Annotated in this window: 18 protein-coding genes and 4 pseudogenes; 2 read left to right on the top strand and 20 right to left on the bottom strand. The window is 66.5% G+C overall.

Features of this window, described 5'->3' with window-relative positions; all coding sequences use genetic code 11:
- Both DPM13_RS23180 and DPM13_RS11165 read right to left on the bottom strand, forming a co-directional pair.
- Nucleotides 1–375 carry an efflux RND transporter periplasmic adaptor subunit gene (locus DPM13_RS23180; RefSeq protein WP_223251965.1) on the bottom strand — a complete coding sequence of 125 codons (375 nt, stop codon included), beginning with the start codon at nt 373–375 and terminating at the stop codon, nt 1–3.
- Between the two features lie 86 nt (nt 376–461).
- Nucleotides 462–1,229 (bottom strand): division plane positioning ATPase MipZ, encoded by a 768-nt coding sequence (locus DPM13_RS11165; RefSeq protein WP_112888032.1) that lies wholly within the window; start codon nt 1,227–1,229, stop codon nt 462–464.
- Nucleotides 1,230–1,484: 255 nt separating this feature from the next.
- Here DPM13_RS11165 and DPM13_RS11160 point away from each other — a divergent pair, with 255 nt between their 5' ends.
- Entirely contained in the window at nt 1,485–1,733 is a 249-nt protein-coding gene (locus DPM13_RS11160) for a hypothetical protein (protein ID WP_080621739.1), read from the top strand.
- On the top strand, nt 1,730–1,954 hold the full coding sequence (locus tag DPM13_RS11155; RefSeq protein ID WP_223251964.1) for a hypothetical protein: 225 nt from the start codon (nt 1,730–1,732) through the stop codon (nt 1,952–1,954). The genes DPM13_RS11160 and DPM13_RS11155 overlap by 4 nt, the downstream gene beginning before the upstream one ends.
- A 118-nt stretch (nt 1,955–2,072) precedes the next feature.
- On the opposite strand, the gene rpmE is transcribed toward DPM13_RS11155, so the two are convergent.
- The 18 genes and pseudogenes from rpmE to DPM13_RS23160 all read right to left on the bottom strand — a co-directional run.
- Nucleotides 2,073–2,294, bottom strand: coding sequence for a 50S ribosomal protein L31 (rpmE, locus tag DPM13_RS11150; RefSeq protein ID WP_028719871.1), 222 nt, complete (start codon nt 2,292–2,294; stop codon nt 2,073–2,075).
- A gap of 11 nt (nt 2,295–2,305) precedes the next feature.
- Complete coding sequence (gene rplS / locus DPM13_RS11145) at nt 2,306–2,686, bottom strand: 50S ribosomal protein L19 (RefSeq protein WP_028719872.1); 381 nt, start codon at nt 2,684–2,686, stop codon at nt 2,306–2,308.
- Nucleotides 2,683–3,557: pseudogene (gene trmD / locus DPM13_RS11140) on the bottom strand (tRNA (guanosine(37)-N1)-methyltransferase TrmD). Before trmD ends, rplS begins: the two are co-directional and overlap by 4 nt.
- The gene (locus tag DPM13_RS11135; protein ID WP_099648745.1) at nt 3,554–3,883 is read right to left on the bottom strand and encodes a hypothetical protein; all 330 of its coding nucleotides are present in this window, start codon (nt 3,881–3,883) and stop codon (nt 3,554–3,556) included. The pseudogene trmD and the gene DPM13_RS11135 overlap by 4 nt, the downstream one beginning before the upstream one ends.
- Complete coding sequence (gene rimM / locus DPM13_RS11130) at nt 3,876–4,385, bottom strand: ribosome maturation factor RimM (RefSeq protein WP_112888031.1); 510 nt, start codon at nt 4,383–4,385, stop codon at nt 3,876–3,878. Before rimM ends, DPM13_RS11135 begins: the two co-directional genes overlap by 8 nt.
- Before the next feature lie 3 nt (nt 4,386–4,388).
- Nucleotides 4,389–4,751, bottom strand: coding sequence for a 30S ribosomal protein S16 (gene rpsP, locus DPM13_RS11125; protein WP_112888030.1), 363 nt, complete (start codon nt 4,749–4,751; stop codon nt 4,389–4,391).
- A gap of 49 nt (nt 4,752–4,800) precedes the next feature.
- Nucleotides 4,801–5,097, bottom strand: coding sequence for a chorismate mutase (locus DPM13_RS11120; RefSeq protein WP_028719877.1), 297 nt, complete (start codon nt 5,095–5,097; stop codon nt 4,801–4,803).
- Between the two features lie 88 nt (nt 5,098–5,185).
- The gene (locus DPM13_RS11115) at nt 5,186–5,716 is read right to left on the bottom strand and encodes a GNAT family N-acetyltransferase (RefSeq protein ID WP_112888029.1); all 531 of its coding nucleotides are present in this window, start codon (nt 5,714–5,716) and stop codon (nt 5,186–5,188) included.
- Nucleotides 5,717–5,873: 157 nt separating this feature from the next.
- Nucleotides 5,874–7,205: pseudogene (gene ffh, locus DPM13_RS11110) on the bottom strand (signal recognition particle protein); the annotation flags it as partial.
- Nucleotides 7,206–7,497: 292 nt separating this feature from the next.
- Nucleotides 7,498–9,450, bottom strand: coding sequence for a protein meaA (locus DPM13_RS11105; protein WP_112888028.1), 1,953 nt, complete (start codon nt 9,448–9,450; stop codon nt 7,498–7,500).
- A 181-nt stretch (nt 9,451–9,631) separates the two neighbouring features.
- Nucleotides 9,632–10,390, bottom strand: coding sequence for an FAD-binding oxidoreductase (locus tag DPM13_RS23175; protein WP_223251963.1), 759 nt, complete (start codon nt 10,388–10,390; stop codon nt 9,632–9,634).
- A 184-nt stretch (nt 10,391–10,574) separates the two neighbouring features.
- Nucleotides 10,575–11,030 (bottom strand): annotated as a pseudogene (locus DPM13_RS23170) (FAD-binding oxidoreductase); the annotation flags it as partial.
- A gap of 99 nt (nt 11,031–11,129) precedes the next feature.
- On the bottom strand, nt 11,130–11,621 hold the full coding sequence (locus tag DPM13_RS11095) for an Lrp/AsnC family transcriptional regulator (RefSeq protein WP_112888027.1): 492 nt from the start codon (nt 11,619–11,621) through the stop codon (nt 11,130–11,132).
- Between the two features lie 171 nt (nt 11,622–11,792).
- Nucleotides 11,793–12,131 carry a tRNA-binding protein gene (locus DPM13_RS11090; protein WP_112888026.1) on the bottom strand — a complete coding sequence of 113 codons (339 nt, stop codon included), beginning with the start codon at nt 12,129–12,131 and terminating at the stop codon, nt 11,793–11,795.
- Nucleotides 12,132–12,189: 58 nt separating this feature from the next.
- Nucleotides 12,190–12,684, bottom strand: a complete 495-nt coding sequence (locus tag DPM13_RS11085) for a winged helix-turn-helix transcriptional regulator (RefSeq protein WP_112888025.1) — start codon at nt 12,682–12,684, stop codon at nt 12,190–12,192.
- 30 nt (nt 12,685–12,714) lie between these two features.
- Nucleotides 12,715–13,305, bottom strand: a complete 591-nt coding sequence (locus DPM13_RS11080) for a haloacid dehalogenase type II (protein WP_223252580.1) — start codon at nt 13,303–13,305, stop codon at nt 12,715–12,717.
- A 139-nt stretch (nt 13,306–13,444) separates the two neighbouring features.
- Nucleotides 13,445–14,104: an aminotransferase class III-fold pyridoxal phosphate-dependent enzyme gene (locus DPM13_RS23165; RefSeq protein ID WP_262983114.1), complete on the bottom strand. Its 660-nt coding sequence runs from the start codon at nt 14,102–14,104 to the stop codon at nt 13,445–13,447.
- A gap of 181 nt (nt 14,105–14,285) precedes the next feature.
- A pseudogene (locus tag DPM13_RS23160) lies at nt 14,286–14,792 on the bottom strand (aminotransferase class III-fold pyridoxal phosphate-dependent enzyme); the annotation flags it as partial.
- Nucleotides 14,793–14,850 lie beyond the last annotated feature (58 nt).

Here is a 14,850-nt window from a genome sequence, read left to right as displayed (position 1 = left end):
TCAGCGCCGCCTCGGCGCTGGCGATCTGGCTTTCGGCCGGCGCTCGGCCGCGGTGGCGCGGGCATGTTCGGCATCGGCCTGGGCAAGCTGCGCGCTCAGCGCCGCATCGTCCAGACGCGCCAGCACATCGCCCGCCTTGACGCGGTCCCCGACCTCGGCCCGCAGTTCCCGGATCTCGTAGCCCGCGACATTGGCATGGACCTGCACCGGGTCGCGCGCGACAAGCGAGCCCGTGACCGGCACCCGGGCCTCGATGGTGCTTCGCGCGACCGGGGCGAGGGAGACGACCGGCGCCTCCTGCCGCAGGACGGCGGCATCGGCCTCTTGCGCCCGAACCGGACCCGGCGGGGCGGCCAGCATCAGGGCCAGCAGCATTCCAATCCTGCCGAACCCGGCCATCCCGCTCTCCCCTTCTGCGACTGCCCTTAGATAGGCTGGCAGGGCGGCAGCAACAATCCCGGCTAGAAGGCCACGCTGACCCCCGGCAAACGCAATTCCGCGATCAGTTCGCGCAATTCCTGCCGGGCGGCGATATTGGACATGGAAAGCTGCTCGGTCCCGATGTCGCGCAGGTCCAGCAGGGTCAGGCCGCGCGGGAACAGTTCGCGAAAGATCACCCGCTCCGAAAAGCCCGGCGCCACACGAAAGCCGAGCGTTTCGACAGCGTCTCCAGCGCGCCGCCGACCTTGCGCGGTGCATGCCTGGGTGCCCAGCCGGTTCCTCAGCACCAGCCAGTCGATCGGCCCCGCCCCGGCCTGTCCGCGCAGCTGCCGCGCGCCCCAGACCATCTCGGCATAGATCGAGGGGCCCAGCACCTTGCCTTCGGGCGACATGCGCGCCAGCAGGTCGAAGTCGATGAAGCTGTCGTTCATCGGCGTGATCAGCGTATCGGCCAGGCTGTGCGCCATCTGGCTAAGCCGCGTGTGCGAACCGGGGCAGTCCAGCAGGATGAAATCGCAATCGGGCTCAAGCGCGGCGACGGCGTGGGACAGCGGGTCCGGGCCCTCGGGCTCCAGCGCGCCCAGCCGCGGCGTCGGCAGGTCCAGCCCCGCGTCCTTCAGGAAATGCAGGCGGTTTTCCAGATAGCGGGCAAAGCTGCGCTGGCGCACGTCCAGGTCCAAGGCACCCACCCGATGCCCCATCCGCGCCAGCGCCGTCGCCACATGCATCGAGGTGGTGGACTTGCCCGAGCCGCCCTTTTCGTTCCCGACGACGATGATATGCGCCATGAATCCCCCCGTGTCCTGCGGTTTGCCCGGGCAGGACCATAGGGCCGGGCACCGCGCTTGGAAAGCGCGGGATTCGCCGCTGCATGACCCGCGCGCTTCCCGCCAGCAAGCGGCCTTCTGATTTCAAGCTAATGATTTTCAAAGTGATTATATCACGACAATCGCAATAGATTTTTCTCTTGAAAAAGACGATCGACCATGTCGTTATATAGCTGTCAGGACCGTCCCACGGTCATCGCTGGAAAGGAGCCAAGGATGTCCATGCTGAACCATCTGTCGGCCTTGGCCGACCGCGCCATCCGGGCCACGACGCCCTTTTCGCCGCGCTACAGCGTGGCGCTGATCGACCGACGCACGGGCAGGCCCCATACCATCTCGGGCATTCCGCTGGTGGTGATGACCGCCGAGCCCGTCACCGCGTCCCACGAATTGATGCGCAACCGCGACCCGGGGGTGTGGGACATCTTCATCGAACGCATGGACCGCAACGGAGCCATCCAGTGATCCGCTTTCCCCTGATCCCCCGCAGCCAGCCCGCCGCGCCCGTCTATGCCACCATCGCGCTGTCGGCCCACCGCAGCGCCCAGGGGCCGGTCCTGCGCAGCTATCGCGACGGTCGCGTCGTGATCGACACCGGTCGGGGCCACCTGACCGGCAGGCCCCTGGCCAGTGAAGCGCCCGAGCTTCCGGTCTGGACGCCCCTTCTGTTCGTCGGCATGGTCTGATCCTAGGCCAGCCGGGGGCCTGCACCCCTGCCCCGCCCGCAGCGCCCACCCTGCGGAGCCGCCAACGAAAAACGCCGCCCGGATCGGGGCGGCGTTCGCATTTTCGCGGGGGCGGTGCTTAGAAGCCCAGGCCCGCGTATTTGTTCTTGAACTTCGACACGCGGCCGCCGGTGTCCATCAGCTTGGCCGAGCCGCCGGTCCAGGCGGGGTGCACGGTCGGGTCGATGTCCAGCGTCATGGTGTCGCCTTCCTTGCCCCAGGTCGAACGCACCTGATAGGTCGTGCCGTCGGTCATCTTCACGGTAATGAAGTGATAGTCGGGATGGGTATCTGCTTTCATGGCGCGTCTCCTCAGGCCTTGGCTTCGGCTTTGGGCTTGTAGTTGGTGACTTCGGCGATACGGGCCGATTTGCCGCGGCGGTCGCGCAGGTAGTACAGCTTGGCGCGGCGGACACGGCCGCGGCGCACCACGGTGATCGAGTCGATGTTGGTCGAGTACAGCGGGAAGACGCGCTCGACACCCTCGCCGAACGAGATCTTGCGCACGGTGAACGAGGCGCCGATGCCGCCGCCCTTGCGCGAGATGACCACGCCTTCGTAGTTCTGCACGCGGGTGCGGGTGCCTTCGGTCACTTTATAGCCGACGCGCACGGTGTCGCCGGCCTTGAAATCCGGGATTTCCTTGCCGAGCGAGGCGATCTGCTCGGCTTCCAGTTGGGCGATCAGGTTCATCGCTTTGGTTCCTTCGGTTGCTCGCGGTAGTCCCGCGATTGGTCTGATGCGCCCGAGAGCTGTCGGTCCTTTGCCGGGTCCATGCGGGTTTCCCCGTATGCCCGCCACAGGTCGGGGCGGCGTTCCTTGGTCAGCCTTTCGGCCATGTCGCGCCGCCATGTGGCAATAGCCGCGTGATTGCCCGAGAGAAGCACTTCCGGGATCGCGCGGCCTTCCCAAAGGGCGGGCTTCGTATACTGGGGATGTTCAAGCAGGCCGTCGGAAAAGGATTCCTCGGCCAGCGATTCCTGATTCCCCAGCACGCGCGGTATAAGGCGAACCGTCGCGTCGATCAAGACCTGAGCGGCGAGTTCGCCCCCGGTCAGGACATAATCGCCGATGCTGATCTCCTCGACCGCATGGGCGTCCAGCACGCGCTGGTCCACACCCTCGAACCGGCCGCAGATCAGCGTCATGCCCGGGCCGTTCGCCAGGGCGCGGGCGCGCGCCTGGGTCAAGGGCTTGCCGCGCGGCGCAGGTAGATCACCGGCAGGCCGGGCCCCGCCTCGCGCAGGGCGGCGTCCATCACGTCGGGGCGGATCACCATGCCCGCGCCGCCGCCGGCGGGGGTGTCGTCGACGTTGCGGTGCCTGCCGATGCCGAAGGGGCGCAGGTCGGTGGTGCGCAGGTTCCACAGCCCCTCGGCCAGCGCCCGGCCGGTCAGCGACAGGCCCAGGGCGCCCGGAAAAGCCTCGGGAAACAAGGTGATGACCTGGGCCGTCCAGGCGCCGCGCACCTGCGGCTCGGCCATCAGGTCGCGCGGTTGCAGACTGGCGCGGATCGACAGCCGGCCATGCGACTTGCCGCCGCCGGCGTTCGGCTGATCGGTCATGCCCGGCGCCCCAGCAGGTTCGCGCCGGTCGAGACCAGCGCCCCCAGGATCGCGCAGCCCACCGGCAGCGCCGCGTGTAGCGGACGCGGCGGCAGCAGCCCGCCCAGGTACCACGCACCCAGGCAAAGCGCGCCGCAGACCAGCAGCGCCCCGACCATCAGCCGGGGTTCGGGCGACAGGTTGCGGCCGGCCAGCAGCGGGATCAGCCCTGCCAACATGACCGGGGCAAAGACATAGGCGTTCGGATTGTCGCTGCCGGCCAGTCCCTGCAACAGGGGACCGGCCAGCATCAGCAGAAAGCCAAGCGCGAACAGGGCATTACGCATCGCCTTCCTCCTCGGGCGGGTCGGCGACGATGCGTCCGGCGGACAGGTCCACCGTCGGCACGAAGGCCCGGGTAAAGGGCAGCAGCAGCGGCTGCCGGCGGCCGGGACCCAGGATTTCCAGGATGTCGCCGGCCCCGTGGTCATAGATCGCATGGACCTTGCCGATCGGCGCGCCGCCGGTGTCATAGACGGAAAGGCCAATCAGATCCGTATGATAGAACTCATCATCCGGCAGCGACGGCAGCCGGTCGCGATCCGCCCACAGGGTCAAGCCCTTGAGCGCGTCGGCCGCCTCGCGCGTGTCGACGCCCGACAGCCGGGCGCCCAGCCCGCCCGTCACCGGCCGCGTCAGCCGCACGGTGAACGAACGCGACCCGTCCTCGGACCAGAGCGGACCATAGGCAGCAATATCATTGGGTTGCGAGGTAAAGCTTTTCAGCCGCACCTCGCCCCGGACGCCAAAGGCGCCCGCGATCGCGCCGACACAGATCCGCTCGGGCATGGATTATTCCGACACGGCCTCGGTGCCGGCGGCCTCACGCGCGGCGCGCTTTTCGGCACGTTCCTTGGCGGCCTTGCCCGGCTCGCCTTTCTTGAGGTTCTTGCGCTCGGTTTTCTCTTTTACGCCAGCGGCTTCCAGGAAGCGGGCGACGCGGTCCGTGGGCTGCGCGCCCTGGCCCAGCCAGTACTGGACGCGTTCCACGTCCATCTTGATGCGGTCTTCGGAATCCTTGGCCAGCAGCGGGTTGTAGGTGCCCAGCTTTTCCAGGAAGCGGCCGTCGCGCGGCATGCGCGAATCGGTCGCGACGATGGCGTAATGCGGGCGCTTCTTGCTGCCGCCGCGGGCCAGACGGATTTTCATTGCCATTGGGTTTTCTCCTTTGAAATGGCGGTGTTAGCCGGGCTTGGCCCGGCTGTCAGGCTTGGAAGGTCTCGTGATGCCGGATCACTTCGGCAATCACGAAATTCAGGAATTTGCGCGCGAATTCCGGGTCGAGATCGGCCTCGCGCGCGAGGCGTTCCAGCCGCTCGATCTGGCTCGCCTCGCGGGCGGGATCGGACGGAGGAAGGTCGTGTTCGGCCTTGAGGCGGCCGACGTTCTGGGTGTGCTTGAAGCGCTCGGCCAGCGTATAGACCAGGATCGCGTCCAGACGGTCGATGCTGGCGCGGTGCTCTTTCAGAAGCTGCGCGGCGCGGGCGGCGTCATCCTTCACGCGGAAAACTCCAAGCAATTGATTTTCAAGAAAGCGGCTGTGCACCGCCCGTACACCGGGCGTACACCGGCCATGCAGCGCGCGTCGCTCATGCGAAGGCCTCCGCCGGGTGGCGCCAGACGTCGCAGGGCTTGGCACCGGGATGCGCGGCGGCGGCATCGCGCTCGGCCCCCAGCCGGCGGGCCAGCGCGGCCGAGCGGTCGTTGGCGGGCAGGATATAGCTGACGGCGGTGGTCCAGCCGAGCTGGCGCGCCGCGAAGTCGCGGGCGGCCAGCGCCGCCTCATGCGCGATGCCCCTGCCCTCGGCGGCGGCGTCCCACAGCGTCCAGCCGATCTCGGGCTCGGGCCAGCCGTCGGGAAACCAGGGCCCGATCCCGCCCAGCGCGGCACCGCTCGCGCGGTCGGTCACGGTGAACAGCCCATAGCCGCGCAGCACCCAATGGCCGATGATATGGCCGAAGGCGCGCCAGGCCAGGCCCGGCGCCAAGAGCGGCCCGCCGACCCAGACCGAGCGTTCGGATGCGGCAAAGTCACGCCAGACCGGCCAGTCGCCGGCCTGCGGCGCGCGCAGGACCAGACGCTCGGTCGTCAGCACAGGCGTGTCGGAAAGCGTGATCACCTATTTCTTCCCGAACAGCCCGGAAAGCCCGTCGGTCTGCTCATGCCGCCCAGCTACCACGTCGGACTCAAAAGATGAATCCTATCCCGATTTACGCAACACAACCCCGCAGGCATCGACGCTGCTGCTTGCGCGTCTCCAACATTCGGCGTGACGACATGGCCTGCTTCAGCATGCCGCCCTTGCCCATCTTGCCCAGCTTCTTCATCGTGTCGGCCATCTGCTTCTGCATCTTCAGAAGCTTGTTCAGCTCGGCCACGTCCATGCCGGCGCCGGCGGCGATCCGCTTCTTGCGGCTGGCCTGCAGCATGTCCGGGTTGGCGCGTTCCTTTTTCGTCATCGAGTTGATCAGCGCGATCTGGCGCTTCAGCGCCTTGTCGTCGAGCCCGGCCGATTCGGCCTGCTTGGCCATCTTGCCCATGCCGGGCATCATGCCCATGATCGACTGCATGCCGCCCATCTTGATCATCTGCTCAAGCTGGTTCTTCAGGTCGTTCATGTTGAACAGACCCTTCTGGAAGCGCTTCATCATGCGCTCGGCCTGCTCGACCTCCAGCACCTCCTGCGCCTTCTCGACCAGGGCGACGATGTCGCCCATGCCGAGGATGCGGCCAGCGATGCGCTGCGCATCGAAGACCTCGAGGGCGTCCATCTTTTCGCCCAGGCCGACAAAGCGGATCGGCTTGCCGGTGACGGCCCGCATCGAGAGCGCCGCGCCCCCGCGCCCGTCGCCGTCCATCCGCGTCAGCACGACGCCTGTGACGCCGACCTTGGCGTCGAATTCGCTGGCGACATTGACCGCGTCCTGGCCGGTCAGACCGTCGACGACCAGCAGCGTCTCGCGCGGGCTGGCCACGTCGCGGACCGCCTGGACCTCGTCCATCAGGACTTCGTCGATGTGCAGCCGCCCGGCGGTGTCGAGCATGTAGACGTCATAGCCGCCCAGGGACGCCTGCTGCTTGGCGCGTTTCGCGATCTGGACCGCATTCTCGCCCGGCACGATCGGCAGGGTGTCGACGCCGATCTGGCTGCCCAGGATCGCCAGCTGCTCCATCGCGGCCGGGCGGTTGGTGTCCAGGGACGCCATCAGCACGCGCTTCTTCTCGCGGTCCTTCAGGCGCTTGGCGAGCTTTGCCGTGGTGGTGGTCTTGCCCGAGCCCTGCAGCCCGACCATCAGGATCGGCGCCGGCGGGCTGTCGATGCGCAGCGCGTCGGGCGCGCCCTCGCCCTGCAGGACCTTGATCAGCTCGTCATGGACGATCTTGACGACCTGCTGGCCCGGCGTCACCGATTTCGTGACGGCCGCGCCGGTGGCCTTGGCGGTGACCGACTTCACGAAGCTGCGCGCCACGGGCAGGGACACGTCGGCCTCCAGCAGGGCCACGCGCACCTCGCGCATGGCGGCGGCGACGTCGTCCTCGGACAGCGCGCCCTGCTTGGTCAGCCGGTCGAAGACGCCTCCAAGGCGGTCGGACAGGTTTTCAAACATCGGCGGCCCTCCAGTGGTTTGCCGTTTGCCCCGGAAGCGGGACGCGATAAGAAGAGACGCCCCCGTGGGCGCAACGCGCTGACGGGGGGCGATCCCCGGCCGAGCCAGGGACCGGAAGGGCAGACCTTCCGGGAATCCGGGGATGCATAGTCCAGATGGGGGCACGAGTCAACCGGACGCGCCCCGCCCCGACGTCCCGCCTGGCCAGCGGTCGCGACCGGGTATTTCAGCAACAAGGAAACGCCAGGGTCTTCCTTGTTGCCCAAATACCCATGCGGCGCCCGCCACGGGCTCAGGCGGCGGCCTCCTTGGGCGCGACCAGGGCCACGATGTCCATCATGATGCGGTTCAGTTCGAAGTCCTTGGGGGTATAAACGCGGGCCACGCCCATGGCGCGCAGCCGGGCAGCGTCGTCGTCGGGGATGATGCCGCCGACGACCACCGGCACCTGCGCCAGCCCCGCCGCGCGCATCCGCTCCATCAGATCCTCGATCAGCGGCAGGTGGCTGCCCGAGAGAATGGAGAGGCCGACGATATGGGCGTCCTCCTCGGCCGCGCGGGCGACGATCTGCTCGGGCGTCAGGCGGATGCCTTCATAGGTGATGTCCATGCCGCAATCGCGGGCGCGGAAGGCGATCTGCTCGGCGCCGTTCGAATGGCCGTCGAGGCCCGGCTTGCCGACCAGGAACTTGAGCCGCCGGCCCAGGCGGTGGCTGACCGCATCCACCGCCTCGCGGATCGGCTCGAGCCCCTCGGTGCGGTTCGAGGGCGATTGCGACACGCCCGTGGGCCCGCGGTATTCGCCGTGGACCTCGCGCATGACCTGGGCCCATTCGCCGGTCGTGGCCCCAGCCTTGGCGGCGGCGATGGAAAAGGGCATCACGTTCTGGCCCTTCTGCGCGGCATCGCGCAGCGCGGCGAGGGCGGCACGGGCGGCCGTCTCGTCGCGGGCTTGCCGCCAGGCCTGCAGCCGGGCGATCTGGTCCTGTTCCACCGCCGGATCGACGACCATGATGCCGCCGTCGCCCGCGGTCAGCGGCGAGGGCTCGCCCTGCTGCCAGCGGTTGACGCCCACGACCACCGTCTCGTTCGCCTCGATCCGGTTCAGCCGCGCGGCGTTCGATTCGACCAGCCGCGACTTCATGTATTCGATGGCGGCGATGGCGCCGCCCATCTGGTCCAGCGTCGCCAGCTCTGACCGCGCACCCTCCTTCAGCTCCTCGACCTTGGCGGCGATGGCCGGGTTGCCGTCGAAGAGATCGCCGTATTCCAGCAGGTCGGTCTCATAGGCGACGATCTGCTGCATCCGCAGCGACCATTGCTGGTCCCAGGGCCGCGGCAGGCCCAGCGCCTCGTTCCAGGCCGGCAGCTGCACGGCGCGGGCACGGGCGTTCTTGGACAGCACCACGGCCAGCATTTCCAAGAGGATGCGATAGACGTTGTTTTCCGGCTGCTGCTCGGTCAGGCAGCGGTTCACCGAACAGCCGCTTGGCATAGGGATTATCATCCTCGATGGCATAGACTTCGGTCGCGGCGATGGCGTCCCAGGCTCGGTAAAGGCGCGCATCTTGCACAGTTCGGTCACGAAGCGGATGCCGGCGTTCACGAAGAAGCTGATGCGGCCGACCATGGCGGGAAAATCGGCGGGTTCGACCTTGGTTTTCAGATCGTCCAGCACGGCGATGCCGGTCGCCAGCGCATAGGCCAGTTCCTGTTCCGGCGTCGCGCCGGCTTCCTGCAGGTGATAGGAGCAGACGTTCATCGGGTTCCATTTGGGCAGGTTCCGTGCCGTATAGGCCGCGACGTCGGTAATCATCTTCAGCGAGGGCTTCGGCGGGCAGATATAGGTGCCGCGCGACAGGTATTCCTTGATGATGTCGTTCTGCACCGTGCCCTGCAGCTTGGTCACATCGGCGCCCTGCTCTTCGGCCACCGCGATGTAAAGCGACAGGAGCCAGGGCGCGGTGGCGTTGATCGTCATCGAGGTGTTCATCTGCTCAAGCGGGATCTGATCGAACAGCGCCCGCATGTCGCCCAGGTGGCAGACCGGCACGCCGACCTTGCCGACCTCGCCCCGCGCCAGGACGTGGTCGCTGTCATAGCCGGTCTGGGTCGGCAGGTCGAAGGCCACCGACAGGCCCGTCTGCCCCTTGGCCAGGTTGGTGCGGTAGAGCGCGTTCGATTTCTCGGCCGTCGAGTGCCCCGCATAGGTGCGGAACAGCCAGGGTTTGTCCTTCTGCGCCACGACATTGCCTCGCAACTTTATTACCACAGAGGAATGGGTAGCGTAACATTGCTGCGGCGTCAATTCGCCGCAACGCAGAAAATGGGCGGTGACCTCGGCTCTTGCAGGACGCGCTGCTCATGCGGCGGAGGCGAAGGGGGCGCCCTGGCTGTCGGCGCCGCTCTCCCTCCGGGGGCCCGCGTCATCCGTGGGGAATGACCTTGCCCGGGTTCATCAGGTCCCTGGGGTCCAGGGCCTGCTTCAGCGCGCGCATCAGGGCGAGCTTGCCGGCAGGGGCATGGCGGGCCAGCAGGTCGCGCTTGACCTGGCCGATGCCGTATTCGGCGCTGAACGTGCCCTCCATCAGCGCGGCCAGGTCGTAGATCAGCGGCGAGACGCTTGCCTCGAGGGACCGCTTGAAGCCAGGCTGGTCCGACCCTGCCGGCGCGAGGATGTTGAAGTGGACATTGCCGTCGCCGACATGGCCATAGACCGAGAGAATCGCGTCCGGCGCCTCGCGCGCGACGATGGCCGAGGCCGCCTGGATGAATTCGGCCAGGCGCGAGCTTCGCACGGCGACATCGTGCTTGACCGAGCCGCCGTGATGCACCTCGGCCTCGGGGATGCTTTCGCGCAGGGTCCAGAACGCGGCGCGCTGCTGGCCGCTGGCGGCGATGGCGCCGTCGCTGACCAGCCCTTCCTCGAACAGTTGTTCAAGGAGTGCGCTTGCCGTATCTTCGAGATTCAGGACCGGAGAGGCGGTCGCCGCCTCGAGCAGGACGTAATGCGGGCCTGGCGCCGACAGCGGGTGGCGCAGTTCCGGCCGGGCCGAGAGCAGCAGTTGCAGGGATCTGTCCGAGAGATATTCGAACGAGGTCACCATCTCGCCCGTCTGTTCCTGCGCCATGCCCAGGATGGTCGCCAGGCTGGCGATGTCCTGGATGGCCAGGAAGGCCGTCACCGTCTGGCGCGGCTTGCGGGCACAGTTGCAGCGACGCCGCGGTGATGATGCCCAGCGTGCCCTCGGACCCCATGAACAGCTGCTTCAGGTCATAGCCCGCGTTGTTCTTGCGCAGGGGCGAACAGGTCGTGAACAGGCTGCCGTCGGGCAGGACCACCTCGAGCCCCAGCACCAGGTCGCGCGCCATGCCGTATCGCAGCACCGACAGCCCGCCCGCATTGGTCGAGAGATTGCCGCCGATGCGGCAGGATTGCTGCGAGCCGAGCCCCAGCGGCATCAGCAGCCCGGCGTCGTCCGCGGCGTGCTGGATCTCGGCCAGGATCATGCCGGCCTCGGCGGTCAGCGACAGGTTGCCCGGATCCAGGTCGCGCAGGCGGTTCATCCGCTCGAGGCTGACGAGCAGGTCCTGGCCGCTGTCCGAGGGGGTGGCCGCCGCGCAATAGCCGGTGTTGCCGCCCTGCGGGACCAGGGCCACGCCCGCAGCCGCGCAGGCGCGGACGATGCGCTGGACCTCGGCCGTGTCGCGGGGGCGCAGCAGCGCGGGCGTCCGTCCGGTATGCTGGCGGCGGAAATCGGTGGCATAGCCGGCGATGATGTCGGGATCGCGGGTGACGATCTCGGCCGGGAGCTGGGCCAGCACCTGTTCAATGGGTTGCACGATCTGGTTTCCTCGACGTGTCTTGCCACGACCGCGAAGGGCCGCCGCTGGGGGAAGGGTTCGCAGCGCCTTCGCCTTGGGTCAGCCATCCTCGATCAGCGATGCGAGCGGCACCGATTCCAGGTCGATCACCGTTTTCAGGACCACATAGCTGAAGTATTTCTCGACGCCGATATCGCTCTCGAGCATGGCCTCCATCATCGCCTGATAGCGGTCGATATTGCGCACCACGAATTTCAGAAGGTAATCATAGCCGCCGCTGACCAGGTGACATTCCTTCAGCGCGCTGCATCGGCGGATGCTGGATTCGAATTTCAGGAAATCCTCGCGCCGGTGGTCGAGCAGGGTGACTTCGGTAAAGACGGTGATGTGTTCGACCAGCCTGGAAAGCTGGAGCCGGGCGTTATAGCCGGCGATGTAACCCGCCTTTTCCAGCCGCTTGACGCGGGACAGGCAGGGGCTGGGGGAAAGGCCGACCGCCTCCGCAAGGCGAAGGTTCGTCAGCCGGCCATTCCGTTGCAGCTGCGCCAGAATGTTGATGTCGATCCTGTCGAGTTTCGGCGTCGCGGCCATGCGTGCGGGTTTTCCAATGCTTGAACCTGTCCCCGCGGCTGGTCGCCCAGGGATCCGGCAAGGGTCGGAGAAAGCATAGGCCTATTTCGGACCGATCAAACCGACATGTTTTCATCGCTTCCATGACGGGATGTCATGGACCTTCGATGCCAGTCGGCCTGCCGCTCCGGGCTAGAATATTTCCGAGCCCACGACCGCGCCCGCGTCGGGCTGCAACAGCATGGTCCGGCCCTGCGCATCGGGGGCGCCCATGACCAGGATTTCCGACTTGAAGCCGGCGATGTTTCTTGGCGGCATGTTGACCACGCAGACGACCAGCCGGCCCAGAAGCTCGGCTTCGGAATAATTCGTGATCTGCGCGCTTGACCAGCGTTCCCCGCCATCCCCGAAATCGACCCTGACCTTGTAGGAGGGATTGCGGGCACGGGGGAAGGGCTGGACCTCGACGATCTTTCCCACGCGCATCTCGACCTTGGAAAAGTCATCATACGCAATTTCCGGTTTCAACACTGTCGTCCTCCGTCCGGGCGCCCTGCGCCCCTGTTCCGTTTCCAGGCCCGAAGTCACATCAGATATCCTTGCGCGTCAATGCCTTGATCGGGACATATCCGCGGTCCAGCAGGGTCTGGATGACGATATAGCTGAAGTATTTCGAGACGCCGATGTTCTTTTCAAGAACGTCGGAAATGATCTCCTGATAGTGCAGCATGTTGCGCACCGTGAACTTGAGCAGATAATCGTACCCGCCGGAAATGAGGTGCATTTCCTGCAGATTGTCGATCTTGCGGATTTCCCGCTCGAACTTCTGGAAGTCGTCCTTGCGGTGATCGGACAGCGTGACCTCGGTAAAGATCATCACGCTTTCCGTCAGCTTGCCGATGTTGATCCGCGCGCGATAGCATTCGATGAAGCCGGCCTTCTCGAGCCGCTTCACCCGTTGCAGGCAGGGGGATGGCGACAGGCCGACCGCTTCGGCCAGCCTGACGTTGGTCATGCCGCTGTCGGCCTGGAGCTGCGCAAGAATGTTGATGTCGATCCGGTCGAGTCTTGGATTTTCCGCCACCGATATGTGTCCTCTTGCGCGAACGCCCCTTCAAGCGCGCAGCTCTGCCTGATGCGCCTTCACCAGATCGGCCATCGAGTTGAACCGGAAATCGTAGCGGGGCATGTCGCCTGGGTTCATCGTCGCGCCGAAGCCTTCCTGGTCGTAGCGGCGATAGATCCAGCAATTCGCCAGCCCCAGCCGATTCGCCGGGCCGTGATCATGGAACATGCTCTCGGCGGTGTGAAGGACCTCCGACTTGTCGATGCCGATTGTCTTCAGCTTTTCCAGCATATAGTCGAAGTTGCGCGGGGCGGGCTTGTAGCTGCCCACGTCCTCGGCCGTATAGCTGCCGTCGAAATCGACGCCGAGCTTCCTGTTCGAGGCGGCGAAGCTGTCGTTGTCGGTGTTGGTCAGCACGATCAGCTTGTAGTGCTTTTTCAGGTATTGCAGCGCGCCTTCGCTGTCGGGGAAGGCCGGCCATTTCTTGACCGACTCGCCGTATTCGACGCATTCCTCGCGGGTGAAGGGAACACCCCATTCCTCGGCCAGGCGCTTGTAGACGATCTGCAGAAGCTCGCTGTATTTCTTGGCGGGCGTGTAGGCCTGCTGGCTGGATTCGTGGCGGGCATGCGCCTCCAGGATCTCGTCGCGCGAAGGGCGCGGTCGACGCGGGCGGCAGGCCCTGCAGCGCCTCGACCATGCCGCTTTCCCAGTCGATCAGCGTGCCGTAGACGTCGAAGGTCAGGGCCTTGAAATCGGTCAGTTTCATGAGGTTTCCTTACAGGTTGGTGACTTCGGCAAGGGTGGCGCCGACACGGGCGATCAGCAGGTCGATCTCGTCCTGCGAGATGCAGATCGGCGGGGCAAAGCCCAGGGTGCCGTCGTTGAAGGCGCGGAAGATGATGCCGTGGCGATAGCCGGCCTCGGCCAGGCGGGGGCCGATGCGGGCCTCGGCAGGGAATTTCGCCTTGGTCGCCTTGTCGCTGACCAGTTCGATCGCGCCCAGCAGGCCCTGGCTGCGGACATCCCCGACCAGCGGGTGATCCCGGAATTCGCGCAGCCGCTGGCCGAAATAGGCCCCGGCGCGGTGGGCGTTGTCGATCATGCCGCCGCGATAGAGCTTCAGCACCTCGAGCGCGACGGCGGCGCTGACCGGGTGGCCGGAATAGGTCAGCCCGTGGCCAAGCGCCGTGCCCTCGGGCGCCGCGTCGGCGATGACCTGATAGACGCGATCCGCCATCAGCACCGCGCCCATCGGCGCATAGCCCGAGGTCAGGCCCTTGGCGATGGTGATGAAATCCGGGGTCAGCCCCTCGTGTTCGCAGGCCAGCATCGGGCCGGTGCGGCCAAAGCCGGTGATGACCTCGTCGACGATGAACAGGATGTCCAGTTCGCGGCAGGCCTCCTGCATGGCGCGGGCGAAGCCGGCGGGCGGCACGATCCGCCCCCCGAGCCCTGCACCGGCTCGCCGATGAAGGCGGCGACGGTGTCTGCGCCCGTCGGGCGACCTTGTCCCGAAGCGACTGCACGCAGGCCCGGATGATCGCATCGCCATCGGGGCCGGCCGGGTGGCGATAGGGGTTGGGGGACGGGATATGGTGCTGCCAGGGGCCGGGCACGTCGAAGCCCGTGTGGAACAGCGGCAGCGCGGTCAGCGAGCCCGTGATCAGCCCGAGCCGTGATAGCCGCGCCAGCGCGAGATGATGCTTCTTCGTCTGGCGGCCGCGCGCGTTCCAGAAATAGCGCACCAGCCGGATCACCGAATCGACCGCGTCCGAGCCGCCCAGCGTGAAGAACACATGGTCCACTCCTTCTGGCGCCAGTTCGGCCAGTTCGGCGGCCAGCCGGATCGCCGGTTCGCTGCCGAAATGGAAATAGCCCGTGGCATAGGGCAGGCGCATCATCTGTTCGGCGGCCGCATTGACGATGCTGGCATGGCCGTAGCCCGCATTGACGCACCACAGCCCGGCGAACCCGTCAAGCAGTTGCCGCCCCTCGCTGTCGGTCAGGTAGCAGCCCTTCGCGGATTGAAGGACGGTGACGCCTTTCCGCTCGTGCTCTCGCAGCGAAACGACGGGGTGGATCAGATGGGCCTTGTCGAGGGCCTGGAGCGAATTGGCGAGCATCGGATGTCCCTTCTTGCGCTGCGGATGTCACGAGAAATAGCGGGACGCCGGGGATATT

Source organism: Paracoccus mutanolyticus (genome assembly GCF_003285265.1).
Classification (GTDB): Bacteria; Pseudomonadota; Alphaproteobacteria; order Rhodobacterales; family Rhodobacteraceae; genus Paracoccus; species Paracoccus yeei.
Note: the sequence above shows the minus strand (reverse complement) of the source record. Positions and strands in the feature narration are given on the sequence as shown.

Coding starts and splice junctions, on each gene's coding strand:
- DPM13_RS23180 (WP_223251965.1), bottom strand. CDS start 375: ATGCTGCTGGCCCTGATGCTGGCCGCCCCGCCGGGTCCGGTTCGGGCG.
- DPM13_RS11165 (WP_112888032.1), bottom strand. CDS start 1,229: ATGGCGCATATCATCGTCGTCGGGAACGAAAAGGGCGGCTCGGGCAAG.
- DPM13_RS11160 (WP_080621739.1), top strand. CDS start 1,485: ATGTCCATGCTGAACCATCTGTCGGCCTTGGCCGACCGCGCCATCCGG.
- rpmE (WP_028719871.1), bottom strand. CDS start 2,294: ATGAAAGCAGATACCCATCCCGACTATCACTTCATTACCGTGAAGATG.
- rplS (WP_028719872.1), bottom strand. CDS start 2,686: ATGAACCTGATCGCCCAACTGGAAGCCGAGCAGATCGCCTCGCTCGGC.
- DPM13_RS11135 (WP_099648745.1), bottom strand. CDS start 3,883: ATGCGTAATGCCCTGTTCGCGCTTGGCTTTCTGCTGATGCTGGCCGGT.
- rimM (WP_112888031.1), bottom strand. CDS start 4,385: ATGCCCGAGCGGATCTGTGTCGGCGCGATCGCGGGCGCCTTTGGCGTC.
- rpsP (WP_112888030.1), bottom strand. CDS start 4,751: ATGGCAATGAAAATCCGTCTGGCCCGCGGCGGCAGCAAGAAGCGCCCG.
- DPM13_RS11095 (WP_112888027.1), bottom strand. CDS start 11,621: ATGGCCGCGACGCCGAAACTCGACAGGATCGACATCAACATTCTGGCG.